The sequence below is a fragment of the Cupriavidus oxalaticus genome (assembly GCF_038900635.1).
GTDB classification, from domain to species: domain Bacteria; phylum Pseudomonadota; class Gammaproteobacteria; order Burkholderiales; family Burkholderiaceae; genus Cupriavidus; species Cupriavidus oxalaticus_B.
In genome coordinates, this window is record NZ_JAYMRX010000013.1 from 89,507 (window position 1) to 103,816 (window position 14,310).

Annotated in this window: 15 protein-coding genes; 8 read left to right on the forward strand and 7 right to left on the reverse strand. The window is 67.1% G+C overall.

The window, feature by feature from the left end; genetic code table 11:
• Positions 1-38 precede the first annotated feature (38 nt).
• Positions 39-1,319, reverse strand: coding sequence for a nitrate/nitrite transporter (locus VSR71_RS20515; protein WP_342915680.1), 1,281 nt, complete (start codon positions 1,317-1,319; stop codon positions 39-41).
• A 279-nt stretch (positions 1,320-1,598) separates the two neighbouring features.
• On the opposite strand from VSR71_RS20515, the gene VSR71_RS20520 reads away from it, so the two are divergent.
• Positions 1,599-2,822, forward strand: a complete 1,224-nt coding sequence (locus VSR71_RS20520) for an NnrS family protein (protein ID WP_342915681.1) — start codon at positions 1,599-1,601, stop codon at positions 2,820-2,822.
• Positions 2,823-2,831: 9 nt separating this feature from the next.
• On the opposite strand, the gene VSR71_RS20525 is transcribed toward VSR71_RS20520, so the two are convergent.
• Complete coding sequence (locus VSR71_RS20525; RefSeq protein WP_342915682.1) at positions 2,832-4,007, reverse strand: MFS transporter; 1,176 nt, start codon at positions 4,005-4,007, stop codon at positions 2,832-2,834.
• A gap of 121 nt (positions 4,008-4,128) precedes the next feature.
• Between VSR71_RS20525 and VSR71_RS20530 the strand changes: the two genes are divergently transcribed.
• Positions 4,129-5,049: a LysR family transcriptional regulator gene (locus VSR71_RS20530; protein ID WP_342915683.1), complete on the forward strand. Its 921-nt coding sequence runs from the start codon at positions 4,129-4,131 to the stop codon at positions 5,047-5,049.
• Positions 5,050-5,085: 36 nt separating this feature from the next.
• Here VSR71_RS20530 and VSR71_RS20535 read toward each other — a convergent pair whose 3' ends face one another.
• On the reverse strand, positions 5,086-6,096 hold the full coding sequence (locus VSR71_RS20535) for an AraC family transcriptional regulator (RefSeq protein ID WP_342915684.1): 1,011 nt from the start codon (positions 6,094-6,096) through the stop codon (positions 5,086-5,088).
• 634 nt (positions 6,097-6,730) lie between these two features.
• Between VSR71_RS20535 and VSR71_RS20540 the strand changes: the two genes are divergently transcribed.
• Positions 6,731-7,216 (forward strand): hypothetical protein, encoded by a 486-nt coding sequence (locus tag VSR71_RS20540; protein WP_342915685.1) that lies wholly within the window; start codon positions 6,731-6,733, stop codon positions 7,214-7,216.
• A 65-nt stretch (positions 7,217-7,281) separates the two neighbouring features.
• On the opposite strand, the gene VSR71_RS20545 is transcribed toward VSR71_RS20540, so the two are convergent.
• A complete protein-coding gene (locus VSR71_RS20545) occupies positions 7,282-7,596 on the reverse strand; it encodes an H-NS histone family protein (RefSeq protein WP_342915686.1) in 315 nt (104 codons plus the stop codon).
• 279 nt (positions 7,597-7,875) lie between these two features.
• Here VSR71_RS20545 and VSR71_RS20550 point away from each other — a divergent pair, with 279 nt between their 5' ends.
• Positions 7,876-8,286, forward strand: coding sequence for a VOC family protein (locus tag VSR71_RS20550; protein ID WP_342915687.1), 411 nt, complete (start codon positions 7,876-7,878; stop codon positions 8,284-8,286).
• Positions 8,287-8,409: 123 nt separating this feature from the next.
• On the opposite strand, the gene VSR71_RS20555 is transcribed toward VSR71_RS20550, so the two are convergent.
• The gene (locus VSR71_RS20555) at positions 8,410-9,804 is read right to left on the reverse strand and encodes an NCS2 family permease (RefSeq protein WP_342915688.1); all 1,395 of its coding nucleotides are present in this window, start codon (positions 9,802-9,804) and stop codon (positions 8,410-8,412) included.
• Positions 9,805-10,285: 481 nt separating this feature from the next.
• Between VSR71_RS20555 and VSR71_RS20560 the strand changes: the two genes are divergently transcribed.
• Complete coding sequence (locus VSR71_RS20560; RefSeq protein ID WP_342915689.1) at positions 10,286-10,507, forward strand: hypothetical protein; 222 nt, start codon at positions 10,286-10,288, stop codon at positions 10,505-10,507.
• 26 nt (positions 10,508-10,533) lie between these two features.
• Here the strand turns inward: VSR71_RS20560 and VSR71_RS20565 are convergent, their stop codons facing one another.
• Both VSR71_RS20565 and VSR71_RS20570 read right to left on the reverse strand, forming a co-directional pair.
• Positions 10,534-11,166, reverse strand: a complete 633-nt coding sequence (locus tag VSR71_RS20565) for an N-acetyltransferase (protein ID WP_342915690.1) — start codon at positions 11,164-11,166, stop codon at positions 10,534-10,536.
• A 145-nt stretch (positions 11,167-11,311) separates the two neighbouring features.
• On the reverse strand, positions 11,312-11,488 hold the full coding sequence (locus VSR71_RS20570) for a glycosyl hydrolase (protein ID WP_342915691.1): 177 nt from the start codon (positions 11,486-11,488) through the stop codon (positions 11,312-11,314).
• Between the two features lie 222 nt (positions 11,489-11,710).
• Between VSR71_RS20570 and VSR71_RS20575 the strand changes: the two genes are divergently transcribed.
• From VSR71_RS20575 to VSR71_RS20585, 3 genes are all read left to right on the forward strand, one after another.
• A complete protein-coding gene (locus VSR71_RS20575; RefSeq protein ID WP_342915692.1) occupies positions 11,711-12,859 on the forward strand; it encodes a glycosyl hydrolase in 1,149 nt (382 codons plus the stop codon).
• Between the two features lie 14 nt (positions 12,860-12,873).
• The gene (locus VSR71_RS20580; RefSeq protein ID WP_342915693.1) at positions 12,874-13,134 is read left to right on the forward strand and encodes a MoaD/ThiS family protein; all 261 of its coding nucleotides are present in this window, start codon (positions 12,874-12,876) and stop codon (positions 13,132-13,134) included.
• Positions 13,135-13,289: 155 nt separating this feature from the next.
• Positions 13,290-14,246 (forward strand): chemotaxis protein, encoded by a 957-nt coding sequence (locus VSR71_RS20585; RefSeq protein ID WP_342915694.1) that lies wholly within the window; start codon positions 13,290-13,292, stop codon positions 14,244-14,246.
• Positions 14,247-14,310 lie beyond the last annotated feature (64 nt).

Consider the following 14,310-nt stretch of genomic DNA (forward strand, 5'->3'; position numbering starts at 1 on the left):
GGTTGAGAGAGCGCGGAGGCGCGCCGTGGAGATGGGAATCAGGCTGCCTGTGTCAGGCCGACGGCCTGTGCCTTGCGCTGGCGGTCAGCGCGGTGGCTGTAGTGCATCCACACCAGGCTCACGCACGCCGTGCCGTACATCAGCATGAAGCAGCTGCTGCGAATGCCGGTCAGGTCGGCCAGCATGCCGAACAGGATCGGCAGGATGAAGCCGCCCAGGCCGCCGGCCAGGCCTACCACGCCGGAAACCGCGCCGATGTTGTGCGAGAAATCATTGGAGATGAACTTGAATACCGAGGCCTTGCCGATGGCGAAGGCGATGCCGACCACGAACAGCAGGATGGTGAATACCGTCGGCGTCAGCGCGATGCGGAAGCCTTGCGGGCCGCCGGTGGTCTGGATGATGAAGTCGGTCTGCGGATAGCTCAGCAGGAAGAAGCCGACCCAGCTCACCCACATCACCCACCAGGTGGTGCGGTGTGCGCCGTAGCGGTCGGAGATCCAGCCGCCGATGGCGCGCAGCACGCCGCCGGGCAACGAGAAGCAGGCGGCCAGGAAGGCGGCGGTCTTGATGTCGAAGCCGTATTCGCCGATGTAGTACTTGGTCATCCACAGCGACAGGCCGACATAGCCGCCGAACACCACCGAGTAGTACTGCGAATAGCGCCACACGCGCGGGTCGCGCATCACCGCCAGCTGCTCGCGCCAGCCCACGCTGGACTTGACCATGTGCGCCGGGTTGCTGCGCGAGAACACCCAGAACAGCAGCGCGGTGACGAGCATCGCCACCGAATACACGCGTGGCACCACGGTCCAGGTGCCGGCCGCCAGGATCATCGCCGGTGCGACGAACTTGGTCAGTGCCGCGCCCGAGTTGCCGGCACCGAAGATGCCCATTGCCAGGCCCTGGCGCGAGCGCGGGAACCAGCGCGCGACGTACGGCGTGCCGACCGAGAACGACCCGCCCGCGAGGCCGACGAACAGGCCCAGCACCAGCAGTTGCCACAGGCTGTGCGCGTAGGAGATCAGCCAGATCGGGATCACCGTGGCCAGCATCAGCACGAAGAAGACGATGCGGCCGCCGAAGCGGTCGGTCCAGATGCCCAGCGGCACGCGGATCAGCGAGCCGCTCAGCACCGGCGTGGCGGCCAAAAGGCCGAATTCGGTGTCGTTGAGGCCGAGTTCCTGCTTGAGCGGGATGCCCAGGACGGCGAACAGCATCCAGACGGCAAAGCAGATGGTGAATGCGAAAGTACTGGACGCCAGCGTGATTGCCGCGCCGGCTGGAACGGGTTCCGGCGCGCGTGTTTGGGTGGCCATGGCCATGCTCCTGTGTCAACTTTGGCGGGGGTGATGCCAGAGTAGGGGCGGCCACTGGTGCTGCCTATTCGCCGGCAGCACAGCGCGCCACATGGAGCGATCTGTCGTTGGAGTTAGTTCTACCGGCGGAGGTTGGCGGCGCGGCGCTGGTGCTATCGTGATCGCAGCACGCATGGCACCCGTTTGCGTGCTTGCGGCAATCCTGCGCCAGATCAAGAATCCGCCGTACGCCGCCCCGGCACTACCCGATTCACCAGATACCGACCCATTCCGCCCGCCATGGAAACCATCCCGATCCTTCCTTCCCGGCCATCGCCCTCCGGCAAGACACCGGCCGGGCCGCCGCCGCGCGGCTTCGCCCTGTTCGCGCTGGGGTTCCGGCCCTTCTACCTGGGCGGCGCGATCTTTGCCGCGCTGGCGATCGCGGCATGGTCTGCAATGCTGGCGGGCATGCAGTCGGTCGGGCCGGCGCCGGTGCTGCCCGGGATGTTCTGGCACGCGCACGAAATGGTGTTCGGCTTTGCCGCGGCGATCGTGGTGGGTTTCCTGTTCACCGCAGGCCGCGCCTGGACCGGCCAGCCCACGCCGACCGGCGCCGCGCTGGCCGTGCTGTTCCTCCTGTGGCTGGCGGGCCGCGTGGGCATGTGGTTGGCGCCGGGCACCGTTGCCTTCGCCATCGAAGGCGCATTCCTGCCGCTGGCGGCGCTGGCCTTCACGCGCACGCTGGTCAGGGCCGGCAACCGGCGCAACTACCCGCTGGCGCTGGCGCTGTGGCTGCTCGCCGTGGCCGATATCGCCGCATTGTGGCTGCAGGCCGGCGGGCATGATGTCTCGGCGCTGCTTGCCTGCCGCGCCGGCGTCGCGCTGGTGACCCTGTTCGTGGTGGTGATCGGCGGCCGCGTGATCCCGATGTTCACCACCAACGCGATTCCCGGTTTTCGCATGCGCCAGTACAAGCGGGTTGACCAGATAGTGATCCCGGCGACGGTGCTGGGGCTGGCCTCGGGACTGCTGCCTTTGCCGGGATGGCTGGCCGCGGCGCTGTCCCTGCTCGCCGCCGGCGTGCTGGCGGTGCGCGTGGCGGGATGGCGCGGCTACGCGGTCGGCAGCCGGCCACTGCTGTGGGTGCTGCACCTCGCCTATGCGTGGCTGCCGCTGGCGTTGCTGCTGCAGGCACTGGACGCGCTGGGCCTGGTGATAGCCGGGCTGGCGACCCATGCGTTCACGGTGGGCGTGCTCGGCGTGGCCATCATCGCCATGATCACGCGCACCGCGCTGGGCCATACCGGGCGCATGCTGGTGGCCGGCAAAACGGAAACTGTGGCGTACTGGCTGATTGCGATGGCCGCGGTATTGCGCGTGTTCGGTCCGATGGCGTGGCCAGCCGGCTACCTGCACTGGATCTGGGGCGCGGGGGCGTGCTGGGTAGCAGGGTTTGGCCTTTATGCACTGACCTATGCGCCGCGGCTTGCGCGCCCACGGGTGGACGGCAAGCCGGGTTGAACGAGTGGGTCAGCGGCAGGCTTGCGCCACCGGTGCGGCGGCGCCGCGGCCCTGCTCGAGCCTGACGCTGAGCCAGGCCACTGCCAGCGCCGCCAGCGGCGCCAGCGCCGCGATCCACGGCAGCGCGGTCAGCCCCGGCCCGTGATCGACGACGATGCCGCCCTTCCAGGCACCGATGCCGTTGCCAAGGTTAAACGCCGCGATATTGAAGCTCGATGCGAGGTTCTCGCCCGCGCCGCTGGCATGCCGCAGCACGCGCAGCTGCAGCGGCGACACGGTGGCGAATGCGGCGACGCCCAGGATGCCGACGAACGCCACTACCGTCGCCTGGCTGTGGATGGCCAGCGTCATCGCCGCCAGCACCAGCACCAGCGCAGCGAGCGAGCCGAGCAAGGCGCGCGTCGGCGCACGGTCGGCGAGGCGGCCGCCAAGGATATTGCCGACGATCATGCCACCGCCGAACAGCAGGAGGATGGGTGACACCGCGGCCTCGCCAAAGCCCGAGACGCGCGTCAGCAGCGGTTGCACATAGGTAATCACGGCAAAGGTGCCCATCGACTGCAGCACCGTCATCAGCAGGCCCAGCAGCACCTGCGGGCGGACTACGGTGGCCAGCTCGTCGCGCAGCGCCACCAGCCCGATCAGTGCCATGGCCCAGAACGTTGCGCGCCAGCCCAGGTGCAGGCCGAGCCAGGCACCGGCGGGCATGCCCAGCAGCGTGGCCAGTGTCAGGCCGGAGAACATCACCGAAATTGCCGAGGCGCGACGGTGGGGCGGCACCAGCCCGGTGGCCACCACCGCGCCCACGCCGAAGAACGTGCCGTGGGTCAGCGAGGTGAGCACGCGCGCGAGCATCAGCGTGGTGTAGTCGGGCGCCAGCGCGCAAGCGGCGTTGCCGACGGTGTAGATCACCATCAGCGCCAGCAGCACGGCCTTGCGCGGCATGCGCCGGGTCAGCAGCGTCAGCACCGGTGCGCCGGCGAACACGCCGAGCGCGTAGCCGGATACCAGCATGCCTGCCGCGGCAATGGTCACCTGCAGGTCGGCGGCGACCTGCAGCAGCAGGCCCATGATGACGAATTCGGCACAGCCGATGCCGAACGAGCCGGCGGTCAGCGCATAGAGGGCCAGGGGCAGCCGGCCGCCGCGCGCGGTGGCGGCGTCGGCGGGGACAGCAGGGGACATTGGGGCGGCCATGGTTGGATAGGAATAAGGGGTGAAGAAAAGTGGAAAGCAGTCTGCGCCTTCCCGGCTTTCGCAAAAACCGGCATGATCCAAAATCAGTTTCAATGAAATCTTGATAATCATGGATCGCATCGGGGATATCGGCCTGTTCCTGCGCGTACTCGACCTGGGCTCGATCAGCGCCGCGGCGCGCAGCCTGGACCTGTCGGTGGCCGTCGCCAGCCAGCGCCTTCAGCGGCTGGAGCGCGACCTCGGCGTGCGCCTGCTGCACCGGACCACGCGGCGGCTGCATGCCACCCCTGAAGGCGCGGTACTGGCCGGGCAGGGGCGTGCGCTGGTCGATGACCTGGAAGCGCTGGGGGCATCGCTGCGACAGGCCGGCACCGGGATCTCCGGCACGCTGCGGGTCACCACGTCGTCATCGTTCGGCCGGCTCTATGTGTCGCCGCTGCTGCCGCGGTTCCTGGAGCAGCATCCCGGGCTATCGGTCAGCGTGAACCTGACCGACAACGTGCTCGACCTCGTCAGCGCCGGCTTCGACCTGGCCATCCGCATCGGAGCGCTCGACGATTCCACGCTGGTGGCACGCCGCCTCGCCATCAACCGGCGCGTGCTGTGCGCCGCGCCGGATTACCTGCGCCGGCGCGGCACGCCGCGCACGCCGCATGACCTGGCCCGGCACGATTGCCTGGTGCTGGTGGGCAGCCAGGGTCGGCAGGACGTGTGGAAACTGGGCGACGGCCAGGGCGGGGAAATCGCGGTGCGGGTGCGTGGACGCATCGAAGCCAATACCGGCGAGCTGCTGTCGGACGCGGCACTGGCCGGCTTTGGCATCGCGCTGCATTCGACCTGGCATGTCGGCGGCGAACTGCGCGCCGGCAGGCTGGTACAGGTGTTGCCAGATTTCCCGATGGCTGACACCGGCATTTACGCCGTGATGCCGCAACGGCGGCTGGTGCCGCCGCGGGTGCGTGCCTTTGTCGATTACCTCGCGCAGGCGTACGGCGAGAATCCGCCGTGGGAAGCGCCGGCCGGCGCATGAAGCCGGCCGGGGAGGGGGAATCGGTGGCCGTATGTCCTAGCCCGGCGGGTGCGCGGCCGAGCGCCGGTAGTCGCCCGGTGTCATGCCGGTCCAGCGGCGGAAGGCGCGGAAGAACGAATTGGCATCGTCGAAGCCGAGCCGGAAAGCGATTTCTCCCAGCGACATATTGCCCTCGGTCAGGTATCGGCCGGCCAGTTCGCGACGCACATCTTCGCACAACGCGCGAAAGCCCGTGCCTGCCGCCATCAGCCGGCGCTGCAGCGTGCGTTCGCTGATGTCGAGGTGGCGCGCCACCGCGGCCAGGCTCAACGCGCGCTCGCCGGCCAGCTGGTGCAGGGCGGCTCGCACGTCGTCGAGCGATGCCGCCGCATGCCGCGCGTCGCGCATGGCGGCGGGTGCCGCCGGACGGCTGTGGGCGCGCGCGACCAGGCGCAGCGACAGGTCGCGCCGGCCGAACACGATCGCGTCCTCCGGTTCGCCGAAGCGCACCGGGCAATCGAAGGCTTCGGTATAGCGCAGGTGCCAGTCGGGCTGGCCGATGCGCAGCGAGACCCGCAGCGGATGCAGCGGCTTGCGCGTGAACTGGCGCCCGAAGGCCAGCAGCGAGCACAATTCCATGTCGATGCGCGGGCGGGTGTCGGGCGCCTCCGGCTCGCTGGGGCGGATACAGACCCAGGCCTCTTCGCCCTGCCGGCGCAGCTCAATGCGGTCGCCCATCATCAGCTTCTGGTAGCGCGCGATACGCCGCAGCGCCGTGCCCAGCGACGGCCCCGCCATGGCCGGCATGCCTGCCAGGCCGAGCAGGTCAGGCTGCATCCGGCTGCCCAGCCACAGGCCGATGGCGGGATCGCCGGTGGCCTGGTAGACCGCGCACAGCAGGTGGCTCGCCTGCTGGGGCCCGGCCTCGGGCGTGTCAGGGGTGGAAAAAGTTTCGGGATCGGATTCAGGAGCAGGCACGAGCGCCGACACATCGTAACCACCTTCACGCAGCGCGTGCAGCAGGTCACGAGGGAACGGCCTGGCCTGGATTGGCTCTTGTAGTGGCATTGTTATTGGCTGGCAAATTGGCGCAAGGCGCCTGTGCTAGCCCCCGGTAAGACTGAGATTACGCGGTGGTCGCGGCGCCTTCAAGGGCACGCAAGGGGAGGATGTGTGGTCAAGGCAGCGCAACCGCTGGGCTGCATACGGGCGTGTCACCGCACGGCTTGGGTCCATCGGCGGGCTGACGAGGGTCGATCCCCGGTCGATGCAACGCGTTGCCTAAAATTTGTGCGGTCCGGTGTGTTGCCGCACAGACCAAGGCTTCCGGGGAGGGTAAAGGCAGGATATCCACAGATTCTGTGGATATCACGCCAGGGTTTTCAACATGGGTTTGCGCGGCTGCCGCAATGTGCCGGAAACCGGTATGCTGCATCGGTTTGGGAGCTGGCCAACAAAGCGCAGGCCGCGTCGCTGTCGCCGCCGGATGCCGTGCAAGCCGATATCGCGCACGATTCGTGGCCTATCTCCACCGATGTTGCCGCCTTCCCGCTGCCAGCTATCGCCGGGCTGGCGTAACCGCAATGCCAAACCGCCTGCCGCCATGCGTCATGACCGGTCGTCCGCAGTCCTCTCCCGCCTGACATGCCTCGCCCCACTGGCCGCCACCGCGGCGCTATGCGGGTGCGTGGCGCAATACCGGGTGCCATCGGGCGCCCCCACGGCCAGCGTGCGGCTGCTGACCAATACCGAAGAAATTACCTCTTTCGCGGTGGTCGATCCGGCCAAATGCCCGGTGCCGGCACGGCCGATGATCCTGGCCGGCACGGGCAAGCAGTTGTCGGCAATGGGACGGGATCGCGAACTGGGCCTGCCGGGGCGCTCACCCGAGCCGCCGGCACGCACGCGCGAACGGCTGGTCGAGGCAGGCCGGCGCATCTACGTGGCCGTGACATCCGCCGCCGAGCCGCCGTTGCCGGAGCAGCGTTGCGCGGCCGGGGTGTCGTTCGTGCCCGCGCCGGGGGGCCTCTATGAAATCCGGTATCAGCGTGACGAGGCCGCGAGCCAGTGCACCGCGCAGGTATTGCGGATGCAGCCGCTGGAAGCCGGCGGCGCACGCCTGACGGCGGAACCGACGCAGAAGGGCTTCCGCGCGCTGCGCAAGGAGTATGTGTGCCAGGCGCTGTGACGGCGCCCCGGGCGGGGTCGGAACGATAGCGTATCGGACAGGCCCCGGCCTGCCCGATGGCGGGGTTACTGCTCGATCAGGAAGCGTTCGGGGCGCTTGCCCAGCCATGCCGGGGCGCGGCCGCGGCCGGACCAGGTCTTGCCGGTCTTGGGATCCATGTACTTGGGGGGCAGCGCCGAACCCGAAGCGGCCTTGTTTCCGGCGGAACCCGCGGGACGGCCGCGCTTGCGCCGGGGCATGATGTCTTCCGCGGTCAGACCATACTCGGCCATCAGTTCGCGGATTTTGTCGATCACGCCGGCGACTTCCGTCGCGCGCATTTCATTCAGCTTGGCTTCCAGCGCTTCCTTCTCAGCCAGGAGTTGCTTGTATGTCGCCATTTATTTCCCCTTTCTGCAATTAGGCCGCTGCATGTTACTAGAACTTCAGCTGTCGGTTGACATAAAAATTTTACAAAAAATAACGGGGATTGCACGGATTGATTGTGTTTGCGCACAGCCTCACTGTTTTACAGCGCACCGTTTCGCGCCATTGCGGTGCCCGTAGTGCGGCAAATGGCAGTGCCGCCGCTCCAATTTCCGGCAAGGGAAAAAGCTGGCGCTGCCGATTTTTGCGCCTAGACTGGTTCTCTGCGTTGCACAACGCTTTCCGGAGACGTCATGAACCAGCAGATCTTCGTCAATTTGCCAGTGCGCGACCTGCAAGAGTCGATCGCATTCTTTACCAGTCTTGGCTTTACCTTCAATCCGCAATTTACCGATGACACCGCCACCTGCATGATCGTTGGCGAGAACATTTTCGTGATGCTGCTGACCGAAGCCAAATTCCGCAGCTTTTCGCCGAATGACATCTGCGATGCGCGCAAATTCACCGAAGTGCTGGTTTGCCTGTCGATGGAAAGCCGTGCGCGCGTAGATGAAATGGTGAATGCCGCGGTGATCGCGGGCGGCAATACCTACAAGCCGCCGATGGACCTGGGGTTTATGTACGGGCATGGCTTCCAGGACCTTGATGGCCATGTCTGGGAGCTGGTGTACATGGATACGGCGGCAATGCAGGAGGCGCAGTAAGGCGCGCAAAAAAACAGCCCGGGAAAGCAGGAAGCCCGGGCTTGAAATCCACCTGGATCGCGGTGGAGGAGACAACTTGTCGTGGACGTCCCGGGCCGGTAGCCCGGGATGCGTCAGGCAGGATCAGATCGCCCAGCCGCCGGCATAGAAGGCAGCCAGCACTACCGCGATGGCAACGGTGCCGACATTGAGCTTGCGCCATTCGCCGCCGATCACGCGGCCGACCACCAGGGTGCAGAAACCCAGCATGATGCCGGTCACGATATTGCAGGTCAGCACGATGAACACCGCGCAGACCAGGCCGGCCAGCGCATCGACCAGGTCATCCATATGCAGGCGGCTGACGCTGGACAGCATCAGCAGGCCCACGTACATCAGCGCCGGCGCGGTGGCGTACGAGGGCACCAGTGCCGCCAGCGGCGAGAAGAACATCACCGCCACGAACAGCAGGCCCACCACCACGGCGGTCAGGCCGGTCTTGGCGCCCGCGGCCACGCCGACGGTCGATTCGATATAGGCCGCGGCCGGTGCGCCGCCGAAGAAGCCGGAGAAGATCGAGCTGACCGAGTCTGCCGTCAGCGCGCGGCCGCCGTTGTGGATATGGCCGGCGGCGTTGAGCTGCCCGGCCTGTCCGGCCACGGCGCGGATGGTGCCGGTGGCGTCGAACACGGCGGTCATCACCAGCGCCAGTACGCTTGGCAGCACCGCCGCGGTGAGCGCGCCGCGCAGGTCCATGGCGCCGATCAGCGAAGCATGGCCCGGTGCGCTCAGCGACGGCAGTGCGAACACGCCGGTGAACTTCACCGCCGGATCGAAGATAAGGCCCAGCGCCGAGATCGCGATGATCACCAGCAGGATGCCGCCCGGCACCTTGCGCCGTTCCAGGCCGAAGATCGCGGCCAGGCCGAGCACCGACATCACCACCGGGAACGAGGTAATCTTGCCCAGCGCCACCGGCAGGCCGGCGTGGCTGTTCTTGACCACCAGGCCGACTTCATTGGAGGCGATCAGGAGCAGGAACAGGCCGATGCCGATGCCGGTGCCATGCGCGACGCCTGCCGGCAGGTTGCGCAGGATCCAGGAACGCACCCCGGTCACCGAGATCGCGGTGAAGACCAGGCCCATCAGGAACACCGCGCCAAGCGCGACCGCCGGCGACAGGCCCTGGCCCAGCACCAGGCCGAAGGCCATGAACGCGGTCAGCGAAATGGCGCAGCCGATCGCGATTGGCAGCTTGGCCCACAGGCCCATCAGCAGCGAGCCGAAGGCGGTGGTCAGGCACACGGCGACAAAGACCGCGCTGGTGTCGAAGCCGGCCTTGCCCAGCATGCCGGGCACGACGAAGACCGCGTAGACCATTGCCATGAAGGTGGTGATGCCCGCCACCACTTCCTTGCGCTGGGTGCTGCCGCGCGCGGTGATCTCGAAATAGGCGTCGAGCCGGTTCCGGACCTCGGGGACGTTGGGGCGTGCCGCATCGGCTTCCGTCGCTGACGACGGATAGGGCTGCTCGATCATGATGAACTGTCTCCTTGCAGGGCGCTGCAACGTCCGTCGTACGGTGCGTCGTCAGGCTTGTCTCACGTGGTTCTGGCTGTTTTGGGCTGCAGGCCTTGGGGGCCTCGCCAACCCGCTGTTATCGGTGTGCCGGCTTGTCGTTGCCTTCTAGTGCGGGCGTGATCTGGGCAAGGCTGAAGGCTAGGTGAGTGCGAGGCACGCGTCATAACCGCAGCGGAATGCGCGGCATGCGCGTTGGGGAATACCGAATGTGGAGGATGATTATCTTCGAGGCTGAGGGCGTCGGCAGGTGGCGCTTTGGGCGCAGGGCATTATCACGCGCCCCATATACGGCCTATAGGTACTGACCCGGATGTCGAAGAGGGTACTTCGCTATACTAGGGATAACCCTGAACTGCCTCGCATGGCTGGCCAGAATCCAGTCAGATGTGCATTGCGAGGCATCTGACATTCCTCCAATCCGGAAAAAGGAAAAATTGCCATGCAAGTGCTCGCTGATACGCTTTATCGTCAACCCCGCCAGGCAAAGCCCCAGGCCAACTCCAACGTCCGTGCTGCCGCCGAACCGGCGCGCGAGGTCGACTATTACGCCCGCATGGGCAGCGCCGGCTCGTTGTCGGCTCGCGTTCGCGACTACTTCGCCCGTGGCTGGACGCTCTACCTCGACAACGCCCGCGCCGTCGCGCCGCTGGTCCACCTGTAAAGACGCGTCCGTGGCGCGGCCGGCGCTCAGTACATGCCGGTACGCGACTTGAATTCCTGCACGGCCCAGCCGCGGCCCAGCAGCAGCCGGCGCGTGTGAAGGCCATCGCGCTCCCGCGGGCTGACCGTCTCGCCCAGCCAGGTCAGCGTCTTCTGGCGCAGGTCGACATAGCCGCCGGCGTAATCCGCGCCCAGCACCTGCCACAGCGCGTGCGCGCCTGCCGACTGGCGGGCGCCGCTCAGCAGGCACAGCCCGCCGTCCAGTGCCCAGCGGTACAGCGCCCTGGCCAGGCCTCGGCGCTGGTAAGCAGGCGCAAACTTCGTATGCGGCGCGCGCACCCATGGGTCGGCGCGCCGGCCCACCTCGATCAGCCGGTTGAACACGGTATAACCGGCCAGTCGCCGCTGCACCACGTCTTCCACATACACGTAGTACTCGCCGTCGGCTTCGCGGTAGCGCAGCCGCAGCGTCGGCGTGCCCGCGGACAGTGCGGGCATGTCGTGCAGGCGGTCGCCGGGCCGGTGGATACGCTCCTGGAGCGCGTCCAGTTCGCGCTCAATCTCACCCGGGGCGAGTTCCACGTCGATGCGCAGGGCCAGCGGACGCGGCATGGCCCAGGTCGGGGCCAACATCGGGCCCAGTGAAGGAAACGAGACCATGGCTGCGCCTCAGGCTTCGAGGAGCAGGTAAAGGGCGTGGCAAGAAGGGTCTGGCGGTAGAGCTGAGGCATGGCTGGCTTTCTCCTGGCTGCATGATCAAGCGGATGCCGGATGGCGATCCGCGCCATGTGCCGTGCGGGAAAGCTCAGGTCTGCCGGAGGGTAGTGTCCCGAGCTGCCCGCACGGCCAGGAAAAGCACGGCGCTGCGGACCACGCCGTGGGCGTGGTCAATGGCGTAGCCCGGTTGCTGCAAAGTCACGGCGATCGCCGCCGCCGGCAGGGCCGGGCGGTTCAATGCGGCTAAGCGGACGATGCGGGACATTGGGCGTGGTGCGCGGGATTTTGCGGGGAACCATGCTTATGCCATATTTGTGTGGCGATGTCCAGCTAACATGCGGATATCCGCCTTTATCTGCTGGCTATCTGCTTGCCGGAACAGGTGCGGTGCCGCTCCACGGATCGCACCAGTGCCAATCTCAATTGTGAACACTGTCTACATGTACTAGACTCGGAGGCATCGTTCAACGGCCTTCCTACAGGAGCCATGATGACGACGTCCCCCGAAACCGGCCCGATCACGCTGCTGGTCGCCACCACCAAGGGTGCGTGGACCCTGACCAGCGACGCCGCCCGCGGCCACTGGCAGCTGGCAGGTCCCACCTTCCTTGGCCACACCATCCACCACATCGTGCAGGATCCCCGCGAACCGTCGCGGATGCTGATGGCCGCGCGCACCGGCCACCTTGGCCCGACGGTGTTCCGCTCAGCCGACGGCGGGCGCAACTGGACCGAGGCCACGCGCCCGCCCGCTTTCGACAAGGCGCCCGAAGGCGAGACCGGCCGCGTGGTCGATCATGTGTTCTGGCTGACTCCAGGCCACGCCAGCGAACCCGGCGCCTGGTACGCCGGCACCTCGCCGCAGGGCTTGTTCCGGAGCACCGACCACGGCGCCGCGTGGGAGCCGGTATCGGGCTTCAACGACCACCCGATGTGGCGCACCTGGACCGGCGGCGAGCAGGACGGCACGCCCGACGGCCCGAAGATGCACTCCGTGCTGGTCGATCCGCGCGACAAGCGTCACCTCTATATCGGCATGTCCAGCGGTGGCGTGTTCGAGAGCACGGACGCAGGGGCCGACTGGAAACCGCTGAACCGCGGCAGCCTGGCGACCTTCCTGCCCGACCCCAACCCGGAATACGGCCAGGATCCGCACTGCGTGCTGCAGCATCCGGCCAACCCCGACATCCTCTACCAGCAGAACCATTGCGGCATCTATCGCATGGACCGGCGCGAAGGCGTATGGAAGCGCATCGGCGAGGCGATGCCGGCCGAGGTGGGCGACATCGGCTTCCCGGTCGTCGCCCATCCGCGCGATGCGCACACGGTGTGGGTGTTCCCGATGGACGGCAGCGATGTCTGGCCGCGCGTCAGCCCCGGCGGCCACCCCGCGGCCTATGTCACCCGCGATGCCGGCGAGACCTGGCAGCGCCAGGACCGCGGACTGCCGCCCGAGCAGGGCTGGTTCACGGTCAAGCGGCAGGCCATGGCCACCGACCGCCACGGGCCGGTGGGCGTGTACTTCGGCACCACCGGTGGCGAGATCTGGGCCAGTGTCGACGAAGGCGAGCACTGGCGCTGCATCGCCAGCCACCTGCCGCAGGTCTACGCCGTCAGCGTGGCGCGGCCGGCCTGAGTCGGAGGGCAGCCATGCAAGTACGCATTGCCACCCCGCTGTTCTCTTACACCGGGCAGCGCGAGTATGTGGAGGCCCACGGTGCGAGCATCGGCGCGCTGCTGGACGATCTGGACCGGCGGTTTCCTGGGATGCGGTTTCGCATCGTCGATGAGCAGGGGAGGTTGCGGCCATATATCCGGGTGTTCGTGAACCGGACGCAGTTGATGCAGCTGGATGCGCCCCTCCAGGAAACGGATGAGGTGCATATATTACAGGCGCTGGCGGGGGGGTAACGAACTCAGCCCCTCCACCTGGCCGCGTCTCTCAACTCTCCAGTCCCCGCGCCGATATTCAGGCATGACCCCTGCCGTCCGCCAGCCGCCGCGGCGGCAGGGCAATGCACACACGGCGGCCACAGATCATCCAACGCACGGCACGGGAGCGACGCATGAGCAGTTCCATGAGGGACATCGACGAACGGACTAACCTCACCAACAACAACCAGTTCGAACTGCTGCTGTTCCGGCTGGGCGATGCCGAGCACAGCGGGCAGTCCGAGTTGTTCGGCATCAACGTCTTCAAGGTGCGCGAGATCCTGGTGATGCCGCAGGTGACGACCGTGGTCGGGGCCGATCCGTCGATCCTGGGCATGGCCGATATCCGCGGCCAGGTGATCCCCGTGATCGACCTGCCCAGGCTGGTGGGATGCAAGCCGCGCAACGGGCTCGGCATCCTGCTGGTGACCGAATACGCACGCTCGACGCAGGGCTTCGCGGTGGAGGCGGTGGAAGAAATCGTACGCCTGGAGTGGAACCAGGTGCACTCGGCCGAGGCCAGCGTGCGCACCGGCCACGTCACCAGCATCGCCAAGCTGGATGCCGGCATGGACCAGGCGCGCCTGGTGCAGGTGCTGGACGTGGAGCAGATCCTGCGCGACGTGCTGCCGACCCGGCAGCCGGACGTGGAGCCAGGCACGGTTGGCCCGCAGCTGAACCTGCGCCCCGGCCTCAAGGTGATTGCCGCCGACGATTCCGCGCTGGCGCGCGGCCTGATCGAGCAGGGCCTGAAGGCGCTGGGCGCGCCGGTGCTGATGACCAAGTCGGGCAAGGAGGCGTGGGAGTTGCTCGACCGCATCGCCGGCGAGGCGGCCAGCCATGGCAAGTCGGTACAGGACGAAGTCGCGCTGGTGCTGACCGACCTGGAAATGCCCGAGATGGACGGCTTCACGCTGACGCGCAAGATCAAGGCCGACAGCCGGATGAAGCAGCTGCCGGTGGTGATTCACTCGTCACTGTCAGGCGAGGCCAGCGAGGAGCACGTACGCAAGGTGGGCGCGGATGCCTACGTGGCGAAGTTCGTCGCCAAGGAACTGGCCGATACCATCCGCCAGGTGCTGACGCGCTGAGGGGATGCTGCCTGAGTTCGGTGGCCGAGAGCACAACCGGCGTGGCCTTAGGCAGCACTAGGCA

Bases quoted from the DNA above. Each gene is read 5' to 3' on its own strand.
- VSR71_RS20515 (WP_342915680.1), bottom strand. From the start codon at position 1,319: ATGGCCACCCAAACACGCGCGCCGGAACCCGTTCCAGCCGGCGCGGCA.
- VSR71_RS20520 (WP_342915681.1), top strand. From the start codon at position 1,599: ATGGAAACCATCCCGATCCTTCCTTCCCGGCCATCGCCCTCCGGCAAG.
- VSR71_RS20525 (WP_342915682.1), bottom strand. From the start codon at position 4,007: ATGTCCCCTGCTGTCCCCGCCGACGCCGCCACCGCGCGCGGCGGCCGG.
- VSR71_RS20530 (WP_342915683.1), top strand. From the start codon at position 4,129: ATGGATCGCATCGGGGATATCGGCCTGTTCCTGCGCGTACTCGACCTG.
- VSR71_RS20535 (WP_342915684.1), bottom strand. From the start codon at position 6,096: ATGCCACTACAAGAGCCAATCCAGGCCAGGCCGTTCCCTCGTGACCTG.
- VSR71_RS20545 (WP_342915686.1), bottom strand. From the start codon at position 7,596: ATGGCGACATACAAGCAACTCCTGGCTGAGAAGGAAGCGCTGGAAGCC.
- VSR71_RS20550 (WP_342915687.1), top strand. From the start codon at position 7,876: ATGAACCAGCAGATCTTCGTCAATTTGCCAGTGCGCGACCTGCAAGAG.
- VSR71_RS20555 (WP_342915688.1), bottom strand. From the start codon at position 9,804: ATGATCGAGCAGCCCTATCCGTCGTCAGCGACGGAAGCCGATGCGGCA.
- VSR71_RS20560 (WP_342915689.1), top strand. From the start codon at position 10,286: ATGCAAGTGCTCGCTGATACGCTTTATCGTCAACCCCGCCAGGCAAAG.
- VSR71_RS20565 (WP_342915690.1), bottom strand. From the start codon at position 11,166: ATGGTCTCGTTTCCTTCACTGGGCCCGATGTTGGCCCCGACCTGGGCC.
- VSR71_RS20570 (WP_342915691.1), bottom strand. From the start codon at position 11,488: ATGTCCCGCATCGTCCGCTTAGCCGCATTGAACCGCCCGGCCCTGCCG.
- VSR71_RS20575 (WP_342915692.1), top strand. From the start codon at position 11,711: ATGATGACGACGTCCCCCGAAACCGGCCCGATCACGCTGCTGGTCGCC.
- VSR71_RS20580 (WP_342915693.1), top strand. From the start codon at position 12,874: ATGCAAGTACGCATTGCCACCCCGCTGTTCTCTTACACCGGGCAGCGC.
- VSR71_RS20585 (WP_342915694.1), top strand. From the start codon at position 13,290: ATGAGCAGTTCCATGAGGGACATCGACGAACGGACTAACCTCACCAAC.